Below are 16,633 nucleotides of genomic sequence, written 5' to 3' on the forward strand. Positions count from 1 at the left end.
GCCACGCTATACTTTCTCAAAAATCGCCTTATCTTTAACGCTTTTTGACAATGCTGTCATCCAATCATGTGCGGTTTGCGTTAATGCAGCAAGAGGTAACCGCGGATTGTCTCTCAGAAACAGGATGGATGAGCAGCTTGCCTGCACGCAGGGTATTTCATTGCCTGGCAATAGCTAGCTCTCCGGTTTTCACTGCTTTGTGATTATTTGTGCCCACCTGATGTGGGCGGAGAGAGTGATTTATGGCATACGTATATGGCGACGCGACGGTTTTCGATGAAAGAACCAAGGGTTACGATTCGAACTCACGCAGCAGCAATTTCCAGGTCAGCCAGGGCATGGTGTCGTTTGGCAAGATGTCTTCATCTGACCTGACGGACTGGTATCAGCTCAATCTGGATGGCCCCGGCAACTATACGCTGGTGGTATCGACTGACCCGGTCAACAACTACAGCCCCACCAATGAATGGCGCGAAACCTTCAGCGGCATCAAGGTTGAGATCACCGATATCAATGGCAATCCGCTGTCTGGCGTGGACATCAGTTATGCCAATACCAGCACTGACGGCAGCATCAGCTTTGCCTATGCTGGCGGCTATACCCATGGTGATTTTTTTGTGAAGGTCAGCAATCTGGCCTATGCCAATACTGACTATATTCTCGGCCTTAATATCAATTCTGTGGCAGGCAAGAATATCTATGGCACCAGTGGCAATGATCACCTCGTTGGCACGACTGGCGATGACAATATCGTTGCCGGGGCGGGCCATGATCTCATCGACAATGGCAAGGGCAATGACATCATCAACGGCGGCACTGGCACTGATTTTCTCGTCATGTCGGGCAGGCTGGGTGAATATTCGATTACTGGCACCACCGGCAATTTTGTCATCAAGGATGTGGTAGGCACAGATGGTACTGACACTGTGACGCAGGTAGAGCGTCTGCTGTTCACCGACGCTGCACTGGCCTTTGATCTGGATGGCGCGGCTGGCCAGGCTTATCGTCTGTATCAGGCTGCCTTTGGCCGCAAGCCTGATCTGGCAGGGCTGGGATACTGGATAGACAGGATGGACCATGGTGTCAGCCTTACCCAGGTGGCTGCAGGATTTTTCCAGTCGGCAGAGTTCCAGAAACTGTATGGTTCTTTCCCCAGCACGGCGACGCTGATCACGAATTTCTACCAGAATGTCTTGCACCGCGCACCAGACCAGGCGGGTTTTGATTACTGGTCCAACCAGATCAACCGCGGCCAGATCACACCCGCAGGCGCACTCGCGAGTTTTTGTGAAAGCACAGAAAACCAGGCGCAAGTCATAGGGCAGATACAAAACGGTATTGTCTATACCGAGTGGCTGGGCTAGTGCTTGATGAGGTGAGCAATGCAATGAAGCGGCGCTGCGGCGCTACGGTACTACTGCGCTAAGGGGCGGGCAGGCTATGATTTTTGGGTGGCATAGTTCAATCAGGATCTGGTCGCCCGCCGCTGCATTTGCCTGCCATCCATGATCACGGCAAGTCCGCACTCAGTCTATAGTCTGCGGTGAGACAGCGGCATAGCTGATGCCCGCGGCTGTTTATGTTGAATAATCGTGAGCAATCGTGAATACTCGCGAACATTTTTTCTGCAACGCCCTTAATTACCTGCAAATTCCTGGACTGAAGTTTCAGTGCGCCATTGCTGCCTGCATTCAGTACAGTCTTGCAATCGACTACCTGTGTTCAATAAAATGTAAGCATTGAAACAAAATATTACATATACTTACAGGCTTGTTCTGAGTCTGGATGCCAATTCAAAAAATAAACAGCGTGAGCAAAATCAGCAAAACAGGCGATACCTATTGTTTCGGTGACGGCATCGAGGGCATGTGAATTGATAGTGATGGCATGTCAGGAACTGGAATTGATTTGCGCAGCCTGGCAAAGGCAGAGGATAAATCGCCTTGCATGGACAGAATTTTCTAACTAACTTTTATAGCCAAGGTCAGCTTTATGTCTTATGTTTACGGTCTGAATTCAAATGCAGATGAAAGAACCATCACGATAGATTCATTCAATCGCACCAGCGTCTACAAGCTCGGTAATGGTACGCGTTCGTTTGGTAAATTGTCGGCCTCGGACACGACAGACTGGTATCAGATGGATCTTGATGGCCCCGGCATTTATTCTATCGTGGTGTCCAATGATGCATTGAATAATTACCGTGGCAATACCTGGAGTTCCAGCTATTCCGGCGTCAAGATAGAGATTACCGATAGTGCAGGCAATGTGCTGTCTACACTCACACCTGCCACTGCCCAGACTTACAATGATGGTGCCATCAAGTTCAGTTATACAGGCGGTTATAACCACGGAGGTTACTTCGTCAAGGTCACCAATCTAGGCAACACCAATGCTGACTATGTGATTGGCCTCAGCAATGCGGTCGTCAAGAATGATGTCACGCCGCCAGTGTTGAATTCCCTAAATATCCCCTCGGTTATCAATGTGGTCAAAGGAGATGTGAGCATCGCCTTGAAAGCTATCGCAACCGATTATGAGTCGGGCATACGTTATGTGTCCATCATCACTGATCCGCCATTGACATATGATGTAAAAACCGATGGTGGTACTTATGCAGGTATTGTGCTCGGTGGTTTTAAAGACCCCTGGGTCGATGGTACGACTAACCAAACATTTACCATTGCTGGCAGTAACCCCAATGGCTACTACAATGTCTCGCGGGTAGAAGTGGCGGACATGGCGGGCAATGTCTCTGTCTACAACGTCGCCCAGTTACAAAAAATGGGTATCAACACCTCCATCCGCGTGGTGGGGCAGGGTGATACGACGGCACCGACTGCGGTGTCTTTCACACCCACGCCATCGGGCAAGTCCGTGCCCATCAATAGCGACATCGTCGTCACCTTCAGTGAAGAAATTGCACGCGGGACTGGTCACATTCTGCTCAAGGATGCGGCAGGCAAAACTGTGGCTGATTTTGATTCAGCATTCAGCACCAATCTCACGCTATCTGGCAATAGCCTGACGATACATCCAGGTAGCCCGCTATCGTATGACACCACATACAGCCTCGTCATCCCTGGTGGCAGCATCAAAGACCTGGCTGGCTACAACTATGCGGGTAGCAGCAGCTATACATTTTCTACTATTGGCAGTTTTGTCGCGCCCGGCCTTGTCATCAACGGCACTGCAGGGCCAGATTATCTGACCGGCACCAGCAGTAGTGACACCATCTCTGGCGGGGCGGGTAATGACGTTTTTATTGGTGGTGGCGGCAATGACAGCATCTCCGGCGGCAGCGGAACTGATACCCTGCTGTTGTCCGGCAAACTTGCCAATTACTACGGCACAGGCACGCTCGATAATCTGGTGTTGAAAGACAATGTCGGCAATGACGGTACCATCAGCATGAGCCAGGTAGAACGCCTGCAATTCAGTGATGTTGCCCTGGCCTTTGATACTGACGGTGTCGCCGGCCAGGCTTACCGCATTTATCAGGCCGCATTTGGCCGCAAGCCTGACCTGGCTGGTCTGGGTTACTGGATCAAGGACATGGACAAGGGTGCCAGCCTGACCACGGTGGCTGCCGGTTTCTTCCAGTCGGCAGAATTCCAGCAACTGTATGGCAGCAATCCCAGCACCAATACCCTGATCACCAACTTTTACCAAAACGTCTTGCACCGCGCACCAGATCAGGCAGGTTTTGATTATTGGTCCAACCAGTTCGCCAAGGGCCTGATCACCCCTGCTGCTGCACTTGCCAGTTTTTGCGAAAGCGCAGAAAACCAGGCACAGGTCATAGGGCAGATACAAAACGGCATTACCTATACCGTATGGCTGGGTTAGTGATATTTGTTGGTGCTCAGGATTAGATTGTAAGCAGTGAGCAATGACATGGGGCGGCGCTAGTGCCGCCCTTTTTTATTGTCCGCGCTAACAGTAAATGATTGCCAGATAATAAATGTTTCAATATTGCAAAATAAATACTTGTTATATTTGTAAATATTGCCTATCCTGCAAGAATGTGATGGCGAGGTCTTGCGCTTGCCATGTATTTCTGAATCTTTACGAAGGTGGCCCAAGATGCATACTGCAATCCCTGAGGTAGTAAGTCCAACTGAATATCCGGCAGACGCATCGTCTTCTGCCAGCAATCATACTGTCCTGCTGCAGCCTCCACCGACGCTGACCATCAAGGCGGCAGTTGATACCACGCCACCAGTCTTGAAATCGCTGAACATACCCGCCACTGTGAATTTGTCGAAAGGCGATACACCGCTGGTGATTACTGCCGTGGCGAGTGACGAGGGTTCTGGTGTCAGCAGTGTGGTGATAGAACTGGATGCATTTTTGGGGCACGTCGTCAAACGACATGGTGGCACGCTCAGCACCTTTGAAATGGATGGTGAAGACGATACCTGGGCCGACGGCCAGTCCAGCCAGACCTATACCATCACCATGGTCAATCAGGACCGTGTGTATCAGGTTGTGGGGGCGCAAGTCTTTGATAAAGCAGGCAACGTCAGCAACTATAGTGCGGCCCAGTTGAAGGCCCTGGGTGTCAATACCTCCATCAGCGTTACGGGCTCGATTGGTGCTATCGCGATCGATCCGAGTGCGCTGAGTTTGGTGGTCAGTGGCACTGAGGGCAGTGACTATCTGACTGGCAGCAAAAGCAATGAGACTTTTCTTGCTGGTGGCGGTAATGACATCGTGGTAGCCAGCGGTGGCAACGACTTTGTCAATGGAGGTGCCGGGCTGGACACGCTGGTCTTGTCAGGCAAGATGGCCAACTATACGGTCTCGACAGATGCAGGCTATGTGAGCTTCAATGACACTACCGGTGTGGATGGCAAGAATTCTTTAAGCGCAGTCGAGAGAGTGCAGTTTGCTGATGCCGCCATGGCCTTCGATATCAATGGCGCAGCAGGGCAGGCATACCGTCTGTATCAGGCGGCATTTGCGCATCAGCCTGACAAGGCCGGGCTGGGCTACTGGATCAAATCCCTGGACTATGGCGTCAGCCTGAACACGGTGGCGAGCAGTTTTATCCAGTCGGCAGAATTCCAGAAGCTGTATGGCAGCAATCTTGATACGACCAGCTTCATCAATCAGCTGTACCAGAATGTCCTGCACCGCGCACCCGACCAGGCTGGTCTGGATTACTGGTCAAATCAACTCAGTAAAGGCATTGTGACTCAGGGAGTGGCACTCGCCAGTTTTTGCGAGAGCGCAGAAAACCAGGCGCAGTTGATAGGCCAGATACAAAACGGCATTGTCTATACGGTGTGGCAGGCTTGAGTAACAAACCGCTGACGGGATGTAAAAGACCAGGCATGCCTGGTCTTTTTTTGTTTCAGACTGGCAGCGACTGCCGGGGCAGAAATACAGGCGGCCAGCCAGACTGCATGAGTCAACTCTGACGGCAGAATAAGCAAGCAACCGGCAAGCCCGCTCACTGAAAACGGGTGACTGAAAACAGGGGGATCGCTTACAATATTGAGCTTATGCCTGTCTTCATACAGCTTGATACAAGCTGCCTCTATTGGTTCACCTGCAAAACGAATTTTCATGGCTACCTACATACCCTATTATCCTTCGAATCCCATCACCAGGGCGATGTTCAATTTTGATGGCATCGTACCTGGATTTGTTAACTACATTTTGTCCGGGTATATCCGGGTATCGGTATCGGATAGTTTTCCTGCGGACGTAAATCAGGGGGGGAGTGATTATCCCTGGACGCAAACGCAGTTGAACAATATTAACGCCATACTGGATATATATTCCCAGTTTGCCAATCTGTCGTTTTCCAGCGTGGTTGATTATGATGTCTATAACGGTAACACGCTGGTGACACCGGCCGTGGTTGGTGCTGCGAATTTGTCAGACATCAATATCAATTGGCTCAACCGCAAGGACTTGAACTATAGCGGCGAATCAGCTGGTGCCACTGATAAAAGTTTTGGCTACACCGGCGCTGCAGGTGATATTGTGCTCAACCAGGCGACGGCGCAGTTCCAGGGTGACTATACCTTGGGGCCTTTTAGTCACGCGGCGCAAACCCTGATGCACGAACTGGGCCATTCACTGGGCTTGTCACATCCACATAGCATATACAAGAATGGTGTTCCCACCATTACGGCAGATTACGCCGCCACGCAATCTCTGGGGTTCAATCTGCTGGGTTTCAAGACAACAAGCGCGCAGGACATGTACAAGGAATATTTTTCCATCATGTCTTATGATGATCAGAATTATTCTGCCTATCTGCATGCTTATACACCCATGATCCTGGACGTGATTGCCCTGCAACTGGCTTATGGCGAGGGCAAGGGAACTAGCGGTAGTGGCGATGACACGATTGTTTCCGGCACTGATGGCTACCGTACCTATTTCGATAAAGGCGGCATAGACACCGTCGACCTGTCTCATTACACCCAGGGCGCTTACTTTTCCATGGGCTTTGCTATCACGGGAGCACCGCATCTGGTTGGTGTGGCCATGAGTTATGACGACGGTTTGAACACCATACTCAAGGGTGGCGATCCCGTCAGCTTGCGCTGGTTTTATGGTGAATATGAAAATGCCATAGGCTCAGCGCAAGATGACATCATCGCAGGAAACAGCTTGTCCAATAATATCAAGGGCGGCACAGGCAATGACTTGATCGGCGGCTGGGGTGGTAATGATTTGCTGTTTGGCGAAGCTGGCAATGACAGTATGGAAGGCGGCGACGGCAACGACACCATGATGGGTGGCGATGGTGATGATCGCTTCGACTGGGTAGAAGGCTTCAGGGCTGGTAATGACGTCATGGTAGGCGGCAGGGGAAATGATACCTATGTTCTTGACAGCGCACTTGATCAGGTTCTGGAGAGCCAAAACGAGGGTATCGATACTGTATGGGTGAACTTCAATAGTTCATTGAGCAGTTTTGCCAACGTTGAAAACCTGCGCGCCTATGATAGTGCCAGCGTTCGCCTGACCGGCAATGCCGGCAATAATCTCATGTCTGGTTCTACCGGCAATGACACCATCGATGGTGGGGCAGGCAAGGATATTGTTTACTATGGGGGCAATGCATCCCGCTATCAGATCAGCAAGTCGGCTGATACTTTCATCGTCAAGGACAGTACCGGACAGGCTGGCACGGATATCCTGAGCAATGTAGAGTTGCTTGAGTTTGATGACCACTACGTCTCCTTTGATGTCAACGGTATTGCGGGCCAGGCTTATCGCCTGTACCAGGCCGCCTTTGACCGCAAGCCTGATTTTGCCGGCCTGGGTTACTGGATCAGGGACATGGAAAAAGGCTCCAGCCTGACGACCGTGGCAACGGGCTTTTTCTCTTCTGCCGAGTTCCAGAAGCTGTATGGCAAAGCGCCCAGCAACACCACACTGATCACCAATTTCTACAGCAATGTCTTGCACCGCTCGCCGGACAAGGCTGGCTTTGATTATTGGCTGACTGCCATGGACAGCGGCAAAATCAGTGCGGCTGCCGCACTCGCCAGTTTTTGTGAAAGCACAGAAAACCAGGCCCAGGTGATAGGGGTCATACAAAATGGGATTGAATATCAGGAATGGCTGGGGTGATGGCCGGGATGATGGCTCGGGTGATAGCGGCAGGGGAAAGCATCAGGCGGGTGCCAGGCTGCTGAGTTGACGGGGTGTGGAGACAGAGCGTGGGCAAGGGGGATTCTTGACATATCAGGTATTTACTACTTAAATGGTATAGCCTGATTTGTTGTGTCCCTCACTCATAAAGGAGCTCTCCATGCCTGTACTGTCGCTGCCACGTACTGCCATTTTGTTTGCTGGTCTACTGTGCTCAGGCGTTTGCCTGGCCGCTGAACCCATCACGATTTGCATAGGCAATACCGCCTCGCCACCATTCTTGTTCCCGAACAAGGAAGGCACGGTACAGGTATTGATACGCATGGCGGCAGAGCAGCAGGGTTTGCAGATCAAGTTCCAGCCCATGTTGCCGACCAAGTGCGCAGAAGAGATACGGGCCGGTACTATTCATTCAGGTGCAGCCATGGGTTTTACGGCAGCCAATCAGGAATTTGCTGCCTTTCCCATGAAGAAGGCTGGTGAGGCAGATACCAGCAAGGCGGTCGGGGCAGCGCGTTCTGTGGTGTACCGCATGAAGGGGAGCAAGGCAGACTGGAACGGCAGCAGTTTTTCTGAAGTCAAACAAGGGGTCTTGTTCGCCAAGGGTAATTCCGTGTTCACTGAAAAACTCAAGGCATTGAAAGTGCCCTTCAATGATGAGACCGCCACGTTTCAAAAGAATCTTCTGAAGATGGTGGCAGGTCAGGGAGAGCTGGTCATCGGCTTTGAGCATGAAGGCAAGATCAGGATGGAAGAGCCAGAGTTCGCTGGCAAGATCGAAGTCTTGCCGACACCATTTACCGAGGCCTATTATTTCATGGCCTTTTCCAAAAAATACTACGAAGCCAATGCCGCACAGGTAGATGGCCTGTGGGCAGCCATCGCCAAGACGCGCACTAATCCAGCGTATTTGTCAGCGATCAAGGGCATACAGTAACATCGTAAAAACAACGGCAAGACCACGCACCACAGAGGCACAGAGACAGCGCAGAGAAAATCAAATTTGAGAGAGATTCATACTCTCTCAAAAGCTTCCTCTGTGCCCCTCTGTGCCCCTCTGTGCCCCTCTGTGTGTCCTTTGTGTTTGCGTGCCTCTGTGGTGAGCTTTTTGGTCTTATGGTACTTTCGATTGATGCACAGTTTGATGCACAGTTTAATGACAGCGAAATGACAAACATGAAAATAGGCGGTGTGTTGCAAAGCCCCCTCACGCGGGTGTTTTGATGTTGCGTCGCACTAGCTCATTTGCTACATTGCAGCCATGACGACAATAAAAACAATAGGTGCCAAAATAGGGGCCAGTCTGTTTGCACTGGCATTTGCCATCGGCTTTGGCGTAGGTGGCTGGTTCGTAGGTGTCATGCCTATGGCAAAGCAAGTGCATGGCTGGTGGCGTGCCGATGAACTGGTGGCGGTGCAAGCCAGGGTCGACCAGTTAAGCATGCATGAAAGCCGTGGCAAATCCAGAACCCGGCGGGCCGACGCTGAATTTGTCTACCAGTATAACGGCAAGACTTATCGCAGCAAGCGCATCAATATCGCGGGTGACAGTAGCGACAACATAGGCAGTTATCACGACGAAGTGTATGCCACCCTGAAACAAGCCAGTGACAGCCAGCAAACCGTGACACTTTGGATGGACCCGCAAGAGCCGGAATTTGCTGTCTATGATAAGAGCTTGCGCCTGAGTTTGTTTTTATTCCTGATCCCGTTCTCCACTCTGTTTCCGGCTGTTGGCCTTGCAGCCCTATGGGCGCTGTGGGCGATCTGGTTCAAACCAGATCAGGCGGATGCTCAGCAAACTACTGGGTTCACGTCTGCAAGCCTGCCTGTCACTGAGATGCCAGCCATGTATGGCGCAGCTAGCCATGCCGCCGGCAGACTGGAGCTGCCAGCAGACAACAGTGGTGCCCTGGGCATGGGCTTGTTCGCCCTGTTCTGGAATCTGTTGTGCTTCCCGATTGCTGGCGTGGTGTTGATGCAGGACAGGCATGGCAGCCGGGTGGAATGGCTGGTCCTGATTTTCCCGGCAGTGGGCATCTTCATCCTGTGGGCCGCAGGCAAGATCGCCTATACACGCTGGCGTCTTGGCAATGCCCGCCTTGGCCTGGCACAGCATCCCTATACCGGCATCAGTAATCTGGCAGTGCGCGTATATTTTGACACAGCGCTGGGCCTGCGCATGCAGACGGCCAGCAGCCATTATCCGGTACAGATAGAAGTGCTGTGCGTGCATGAAGACCGGCGCGGCGAAGATACCACCAGCAAGACTTTGTGGTCTGCCACCTTAGGCGAGATGCATGTCATGCATGGTGCGCAAAGCATGGATTTCAATATCAGCCTGCCAGCAGACATGCCCGCCAGCGGCACGCTGGAGCATAAAGAGGTAGAAGTGATCTGGAAAGTGCAGCTCAAGTTGCTGGATGCTGAACTGAACTTCAAGCTGCCAGTGCGACAGGGCGTGGGTGAGCAAGTCAATGCCCATGATCTGCTTGAGCAGCAATACCCGCGTGAGCCTGTCAATCTCTATGGCTTGCCCAGCACGCCAAGTGGCAGCAAACAGCAAACACGTAACTGGTTCTGGGCCTATGGCATTTTCTTTATCCTGATTGCGATTACGGCTTTCGCTATTTTCAGCAGTGCGGGCGACAGCGATACGGGTAATGCCAGCAGGCAGCCAAAAAGCCGGCCAGGTGTCAGTGATGTAGCAAGCCAGACCGAAAGCCTGGCGCAATTGCAGGCCAGAATTGCCGCCGGTGTTGACGTCAATACCAGAGATGAAGAAGGGCGCAGTTTGCTGATGCAGGCAGCCGATGAAGCCAGCCTTGAAAAAGTGCGCTATCTGCTGGAGCAGGGTGCTCAAACCGATCTGGCAGTACCGCTTGATGATAAGGGCAATGGCGGGCGCAATGCCCTGTTTTCTGCCATCAGCCATGATGCAGTCGAGATCGTACAGGCACTTGCCGACGCCGGTGCCGACCTGCGCAAGCCCAGCAACAAAGTGTGGACACCTGTTCATTATGCAGCGTATAAAGGCGCGCTCAAGAGCTTGCGCTATCTGCATCAGCGCGGTTTAAGCATCGACGAGGCCTTCGATGGAGGGCGAGGTTCTACGCCGCTGATGATTGCTGCCCAATACAATCAATTGCCCGCCATCGACTTCTTGCTACAGGCCGGGGCAGAGCGCAGCAAGAAAGACTTTCAAGGTGAAGATGCATGCGGTTATGCGCGCTTTTTCAAGCAGCCGCAGGCTGCCAGTGTACTAGGCTGTCAGTGAGACGGTCGCATTGGGTAAAGCATTACACTCGCTGATCCAGATAACGCCAGATGCTCTGTATGCCATGCTCCATTTTTTGACGGGCAGAAGAATTGGCTGAATGCACGCTCATCTGCGGTGGCATGAACCCACGCGTCATGACGGCTTCTTCTATCCATAGCACGACGTCATAGCCTGTGCCGTGCTCATCATCACCAAGGTCATGATCGAGGCTGATGTGGGTCACGCCGCCCGCCTCCAGCAGGGCAATCGCTTCTTCGGGCCAGTAGACTCTCGTCCAGCCTGCTGGCGTCAGTCTTTCATCGTCGAGATATACCTTCATCTTGGTTTGCTTATTTATCCCTGTATGCCTACTTGTTTTGCAATGTGGACTTGAGGTTTTGCATCTCTGCGGCACTTTTTTTGAGCTGGCGTTGCTGCAGCTCTACCTGGCGCTGCCCTATCTTTTCCAGGTTTCCGTTATAGGTATTGAACTTGTCCAGATCTTCCTGCTTGCGAAACATCACCTGATCTTTTTCGACTGTCCATTTTTTCTTGTCAGCCAGGAGTTTGACCATGTTTTCTACTTCTTGCAGGGCTTCTCTTTCCATCTGCCAGTTTTGCATGATCTGGTTTTTGGTATTGTTTGCGCCTTTGTCGAAGCCAGCACGCATATCATTTTTTGCGCCATCGCTGATGGCCAGGCTGTCTATACTTGCTTTGCCATTGGCAAAGAGGGTATCTGTTTCAGCTTCAAATTTTGTGATGATGGTACGCGCCCTGGCGAGTATGGCCTTGCTTTCTGCCATGTCACGGTCAGCTTGCAGGCGTTTGGCATCCATCACCCTATCCCACCCTATCGCCTGCAGTTCTTGCAGGTAGGAGTTTTTGTAAGAGACGGCACTGTTCATGAAGCCTTTCATGAAGCGCTCCATTTCCCCATATTCGCCTTGCGCCCTGGGTGCTGTGGACGTAGTGGTCTCCATGATATGTGCCTGCATGCCACCATCCTTGCTGGCATTGGCTTTTTCTATGGCCGAAGTCAGGCGCTGCATTTCTTCCTGCGTTGCCGTCATGGCGATGGCAGCCTGCTGCTTTTGCTTATCCACCCCTATGCTGCCTCCTGCATACATGGCAGCAAAAAGAGCAGCCAGCACGGTCAGATAATACTTGCCACCTTGCTTGCGCAATAGCAGGCCATAAAACAAGGCAGCGCCAACCGCGCCGTATACCAAAAATTGCCCACTCAAATAGCTAATGCCGTGCATGCTATGGCTGCCCATCGTGTAGGCAAGGTAAGCGGCTGCGCCGCAGGTTGGCAATAGTAAGGAAACCCAGATCACAGGGTTTGCTTGTGCAGGGCGGGCGTGTGACTCTTCAATCATGGATGGACTTCAATCTACAGTGCATGCAAATGTTTAAACGGGGGCAAAACCAGAGGCTGAATACGCCGACTGTCAAGCCAGCAAGGGGATTGATTTTAATGCAAAATTTGCCAGATTTGTAATTCAAGTAAGCTTGCACCCCAATGTGAGGCTGCCTGATTTGATGCAGAGCTGAGCGCTTGGCCTGGCAGCAGCTATCGTGGGGAATACACTGACTTGTAAAAAAGCTTATCACGCCTTGATCCCTGTGCTAAAGCTTATTAAAATATGCTGGATTTGTTTGAGTTGACCGATATGCTGTTCAGTGATGTCGGGTCGATGGAATCGCGGTGACATTAACAACTAGCACATCAGGCTAGCGCCTTGCGGAACCAGTGCACCGGGGCCAGCATCTCCTGATATGACTGAATCATACTTGGTCGGTCGTTTTTCTTTCGATAATTTCTAAGCTATGAAAACATCCATGTCCCGTTATCGTGCCAGTGGCACACACTTTTTTTTGAGTTGCATGGTCGGCCTGGGCTTGCTGCTGCTATGCTGGTTTATGTGGTACCCCACTCCCATGCTGAGCGCCATCGGCGGTTATGAAATCTTTTTTCTTATCGTTGGTATTGACGTCATCCTAGGGCCAGCACTGACACTGGTGGTCTTCAATCCAAAAAAGAAATGGCTGGTACTTGATCTGGCCGTGATCGCGATTTTGCAGTTATCAGCCTTTATCTATGGTGTCAGCACCTTGCTCGAAGCGCGTCCTGCTTATATCGCTGCCTTAGGTAAGACCTTTGCCGTTGTGCAGGCATCTGAAATTACTGACAGCAACCTGGCCAAAGGCAAGGCGACCCTGCCTATTTGGGGTCCAAAATTGATAGGCACCAAAGAACCAACCGACAAAGACGATATCAGCATGGTCGCCGTCATGGCAGATGTGGGTGGAGATAAAGGCCATTTGCCACAACTGCATATCCCGTATGAAGACATGCGCGAAGAAATACTTAAAAATGCGCTAGAGTTTGAAGCACTGGCAAAGGATAATGAAGATAGAAGGGCAGAGATAGAATCCTGGCTCAAGTCGCATGACTGCGATAATAAAAAATGTAAATTTCAACCGATAAAGATCAGCGTCAGTATTTTCCCTGTGGTGATTGATGCCAAGACTGCCGCCTATCGGGGCATCATGCCTGTCGATAAGCTGAAAATGTAATCTCACCCGGCCAGGTCGGCATCAATAGCACGTACCTGGCCATATCCCTGAAATGTATCCCCCAATGGCATCCGAAAAGGAAGGCAGGCTGGCCCTGATCATCTTTGCTGTAGCAATTTTCTTCAGCTATACGCATCCTTATCACATCCACCCCTACAGAACTTTTTACCATGACCTGATCGCCTGTCTGGGCCTGGTTGGGGGGCTTGCATATTTTGTGGCCAGTCGTCCCGCCCCCTTGCCCGGCGTGTCAGCACATGTGCATCTGCGTTTTCCATTGCTGTTGGCCTTGCCGCTGGGCATAGTGCTGATGATTTTGCTGCAAATGCTGACAGGCCTGATTGCGCCTGCCGCATTGGCAGGTTTCCCTATACTGTATCTCTTGCTGTTTGCAGCAGCCCTGGTGTTTGGGGCCAGCCTGGCCCTCGATGCCGGCAGGACAGAGCGGGCCGTGTCCCTCATTGCCCTTGCACATGTACTGGCCGCCGCTGTGTCCCTGGTGTTCCAGCATATACAGATGCTGGGTCTTGATGCCACGCCCGTGGTCATGTACATGGCCAAGTCCACGCAGATAGCCTTGCGCCCCTATGCCAACGTTGCGCAACCCAATCAACTGGCACTGCTGTATTTTTTTGCGCTGGCGGGTCTCTGGTATTTTTATCGCAGCAAGAAACTCCCGGCACTGGTCTGCAGCATCATTGCCGCCCTGTTTTTATGGGGCGCGGTACTGACACAATCACGCATAGGCTGGATACTCGTCCCCCTGTTTTTTGTCTATACCCTGAGCAAGCCTGACAATAACAAACGCACAGCCGCAGTTGTCCTGACAGCCTTACTGCTGCTGTATGCCGCGCTGGTACTCTTGTTGCCACAAATCAGTCAGAGCATAGGCTTTGCTGCCAATTCCGTGGCAGAGCATGTTGGTGGCCGTTCTGAGCGCAGCGTCCTGTGGCAAACGGCATGGCAACTGGCAGCGCAACATCCTTGGGCTGGCATAGGCTGGTTTGGTTATGGCACAGGCCAGGTCAGCATCGCGGCCAGTCTCAGCTCCAGCACCTATGCTGAACATGCCCACAATTTGCCGCTCAATCTGGCGGCAGAACTGGGCTGGCCTGCGTGCATCATCATCATGGGTGGTCTGGGCTGGTGGTTTTACCAAACCTGTCTCAAGCCAGCCAAGAGCCTGCCACTGCAGTTTTGTACCCTGTGCCTGTTTGCCGTTGGTGTACACAGCATGGTTGAGTTCCCGCTCTGGTACGCCTTTGTCCTGATACCCGTTGGCGTCATCATGGGCCTGTTGCACCAGATGCGCTGGCCAACTGCAGGCAGCGTCGTCAAGCCCGGCGTGGTGCTGGCTGGCTTTGCCCTGGCTTGCGTGGTGATGGCCGGTATTACCCTTGATTACCAGCGTGTAGTCAGTGGCTTCAAGGCATTGCGCTATGCGAGGCAAGGCATGCAGACACGCGAAGATTTCCTGCAAAAACCAGCCTTCACGCTGTTTCCACAGTTTTTTGAGTATTTCAAACTGACCAATATCAAGCCACGCGAAGGCATGTCGGCAGAAGAAATAGCCTATATGGAAACCTGGAGCCCGCGCTTTGGTTTTGTGCACATTCTCAGCTTGCAAGCCGAAGTCTATGCCCTCAATGGCCAGCCCCAAAAAGCTGCCCACACCATGCAGACCCTGCAACGACTGCACCCCATTCCTTACCCGGAATATTATGATTACTGGCAAGCCAAGGGCAAGGAAGACCCGCGTTATCAGGCAGTTTTTGAAACCATGCCAGCGCGGGATGCGCCTTGATTCCTGATTTGCATCCGGCAATGTAAGCCATGTGTACGGCCCACCTTTCCGGATGCCGCTATTTGTAGAGGGCGGTGCAAAGCACCGCTTTTCTTTGTTATCTCATTTACCATTTAGCAAGAGGGTGAGCATGATGCGTGACAACGCACCATGCTGACTGGCTCCTGCTGAAAAACTTGACAAAGTTAACATAAGTGGATTAATTTGCAATTTCAATATGGCAATATTTATAAAAACATCATAAATATGCTGCTTATTGAAATGCTGGTTTTATTAATTTAAATTTATGATGAGGGTAAATGATGAATATTTCAGCAACAGGAAAGCCTCGCGCAATTGCGGTTTTAGCACTGCTTGGTTTGTTTACAACGCAAAGCAGTATTGCTGCAACTGAGGTGCCACCTTATAACAAGTATTACGACACACCCATACGCAATGTTTTGTGTCAGGCTGGGTATTTGGTAACGCTGTATGACAATGGCTATTTAAAAAGTTGCACCGTCGCAAATGGTACTCAGCTTGTGGGTAAGACAGGGGGCAATGGCTCCCAATTTTATTCATGCTCATCCAGTCAGCCTGTCAATATTTATCCCGACGGTCATCTCAGTCGCTGCATCATCACTTCAAATATTCAAGTGGGCGGTCATAATGGCCCAAATGGTGGGCAATTCTATACGTGCAAAGCGAATGCAGTGGTAGAAATTAAAGAGGATGGATACTTGTCCAGCTGCACTCTGGGTTATTCCATCAATGTCTATGGTCGCTACGGCAGTAACACCGAGATACCCTATACGTGTAGAGACAATGCCTCTTTGGAATTACGTGCGGATGGATTCTTGAGCAGTTGCACCCTGGCTAACGCCAATTGGGTACAAACAAACAACGTCGTGAAATTGTGCAATGCGAATAGCGTTATTTATATTGACGCGAATGGTAACGGCTCTTGCGGCAATTAATATACTGCCAGAGGTAGCGAAATGCTATGCCTGCTCCGCAATGTGGCAGAGCAGGCATAGTTTTTTTGGTGGATGCATCTCTTAAACTTGAGTTGTGGCTGCGGGTAAGAACATCAGGTGGCAAGGTGCGAGATGACACTAGCGTTGCGACGTTCAACTTCACTGGGGACGCATTACATCAACTGAAACGATGTCAGGCGGTTTGTGTTGGAGCTTAAAAAGAGTTCCTGCAGGGTGATTATTTTTGTCGAAAGAATGCGAGTTGCATGCCCGAAATGTCAGGAGCGAAAAAAATCTCCCCTGTAATCAAAAGAGTTTTTTGCCACCAGCTTGTGTTGCCCCAATGCAGCCAGGCAAATATGCAGACGCCAAGCCAGGTAGCAATATAGATAAAGAACAGAGTCTTTT

Annotated in this window: 11 protein-coding genes; 9 read left to right on the forward strand and 2 right to left on the reverse strand. The window is 51.3% G+C overall.

Annotated features, from left to right (window positions below; all coding sequences use genetic code 11):
* The first annotated feature begins 242 nt into the window (after positions 1-242).
* The 6 genes from DFR42_RS19505 (at position 243) to DFR42_RS19535 (ending at position 10,900) form a co-directional block, all read left to right on the forward strand.
* The gene (locus tag DFR42_RS19505; protein WP_110256709.1) at positions 243-1,364 is read left to right on the forward strand and encodes a DUF4214 domain-containing protein; all 1,122 of its coding nucleotides are present in this window, start codon (positions 243-245) and stop codon (positions 1,362-1,364) included.
* A 628-nt stretch (positions 1,365-1,992) separates the two neighbouring features.
* Positions 1,993-3,849 (forward strand): DUF4214 domain-containing protein, encoded by a 1,857-nt coding sequence (locus tag DFR42_RS19510; protein WP_110256710.1) that lies wholly within the window; start codon positions 1,993-1,995, stop codon positions 3,847-3,849.
* A gap of 237 nt (positions 3,850-4,086) precedes the next feature.
* Positions 4,087-5,304 (forward strand): DUF4214 domain-containing protein, encoded by a 1,218-nt coding sequence (locus DFR42_RS19515; RefSeq protein WP_110256711.1) that lies wholly within the window; start codon positions 4,087-4,089, stop codon positions 5,302-5,304.
* A gap of 270 nt (positions 5,305-5,574) precedes the next feature.
* On the forward strand, positions 5,575-7,602 hold the full coding sequence (locus tag DFR42_RS19525; RefSeq protein WP_110256713.1) for a DUF4214 domain-containing protein: 2,028 nt from the start codon (positions 5,575-5,577) through the stop codon (positions 7,600-7,602).
* A gap of 181 nt (positions 7,603-7,783) precedes the next feature.
* On the forward strand, positions 7,784-8,560 hold the full coding sequence (locus DFR42_RS19530) for a type 2 periplasmic-binding domain-containing protein (RefSeq protein ID WP_110256714.1): 777 nt from the start codon (positions 7,784-7,786) through the stop codon (positions 8,558-8,560).
* Positions 8,561-8,884: 324 nt separating this feature from the next.
* Entirely contained in the window at positions 8,885-10,900 is a 2,016-nt protein-coding gene (locus tag DFR42_RS19535) for an ankyrin repeat domain-containing protein (protein ID WP_110256715.1), read from the forward strand.
* Positions 10,901-10,922: 22 nt separating this feature from the next.
* On the opposite strand, the gene DFR42_RS19540 is transcribed toward DFR42_RS19535, so the two are convergent.
* Entirely contained in the window at positions 10,923-11,222 is a 300-nt protein-coding gene (locus DFR42_RS19540; RefSeq protein WP_110256716.1) for a cyclic-phosphate processing receiver domain-containing protein, read from the reverse strand.
* Positions 11,223-11,250: 28 nt separating this feature from the next.
* Positions 11,251-12,264 (reverse strand): hypothetical protein, encoded by a 1,014-nt coding sequence (locus DFR42_RS19545; protein WP_110256717.1) that lies wholly within the window; start codon positions 12,262-12,264, stop codon positions 11,251-11,253.
* 463 nt (positions 12,265-12,727) lie between these two features.
* On the opposite strand from DFR42_RS19545, the gene DFR42_RS19550 reads away from it, so the two are divergent.
* From DFR42_RS19550 to DFR42_RS19560, 3 genes are all read left to right on the forward strand, one after another.
* Entirely contained in the window at positions 12,728-13,465 is a 738-nt protein-coding gene (locus DFR42_RS19550) for a hypothetical protein (protein WP_110256718.1), read from the forward strand.
* 64 nt (positions 13,466-13,529) lie between these two features.
* Positions 13,530-15,269: a PglL family O-oligosaccharyltransferase gene (locus tag DFR42_RS19555; RefSeq protein ID WP_170133588.1), complete on the forward strand. Its 1,740-nt coding sequence runs from the start codon at positions 13,530-13,532 to the stop codon at positions 15,267-15,269.
* A 302-nt stretch (positions 15,270-15,571) separates the two neighbouring features.
* A complete protein-coding gene (locus tag DFR42_RS19560) occupies positions 15,572-16,225 on the forward strand; it encodes a hypothetical protein (RefSeq protein WP_170133589.1) in 654 nt (217 codons plus the stop codon).
* The last annotated feature ends 408 nt before the right edge of the window (positions 16,226-16,633 follow it).

This window comes from Undibacterium pigrum (assembly GCF_003201815.1).
GTDB classification, from domain to species: domain Bacteria; phylum Pseudomonadota; class Gammaproteobacteria; order Burkholderiales; family Burkholderiaceae_D; genus Undibacterium; species Undibacterium pigrum.

Bases quoted from the DNA above. Each gene is read 5' to 3' on its own strand.
- DFR42_RS19535 (WP_110256715.1), top strand. From the start codon at position 8,885: ATGACGACAATAAAAACAATAGGTGCCAAAATAGGGGCCAGTCTGTTT.
- DFR42_RS19510 (WP_110256710.1), top strand. From the start codon at position 1,993: ATGTCTTATGTTTACGGTCTGAATTCAAATGCAGATGAAAGAACCATC.
- DFR42_RS19505 (WP_110256709.1), top strand. From the start codon at position 243: ATGGCATACGTATATGGCGACGCGACGGTTTTCGATGAAAGAACCAAG.
- DFR42_RS19545 (WP_110256717.1), bottom strand. From the start codon at position 12,264: ATGATTGAAGAGTCACACGCCCGCCCTGCACAAGCAAACCCTGTGATC.
- DFR42_RS19555 (WP_170133588.1), top strand. From the start codon at position 13,530: ATGGCATCCGAAAAGGAAGGCAGGCTGGCCCTGATCATCTTTGCTGTA.
- DFR42_RS19560 (WP_170133589.1), top strand. From the start codon at position 15,572: ATGAATATTTCAGCAACAGGAAAGCCTCGCGCAATTGCGGTTTTAGCA.
- DFR42_RS19550 (WP_110256718.1), top strand. From the start codon at position 12,728: ATGTCCCGTTATCGTGCCAGTGGCACACACTTTTTTTTGAGTTGCATG.
- DFR42_RS19515 (WP_110256711.1), top strand. From the start codon at position 4,087: ATGCATACTGCAATCCCTGAGGTAGTAAGTCCAACTGAATATCCGGCA.
- DFR42_RS19525 (WP_110256713.1), top strand. From the start codon at position 5,575: ATGGCTACCTACATACCCTATTATCCTTCGAATCCCATCACCAGGGCG.
- DFR42_RS19530 (WP_110256714.1), top strand. From the start codon at position 7,784: ATGCCTGTACTGTCGCTGCCACGTACTGCCATTTTGTTTGCTGGTCTA.
- DFR42_RS19540 (WP_110256716.1), bottom strand. From the start codon at position 11,222: ATGAAGGTATATCTCGACGATGAAAGACTGACGCCAGCAGGCTGGACG.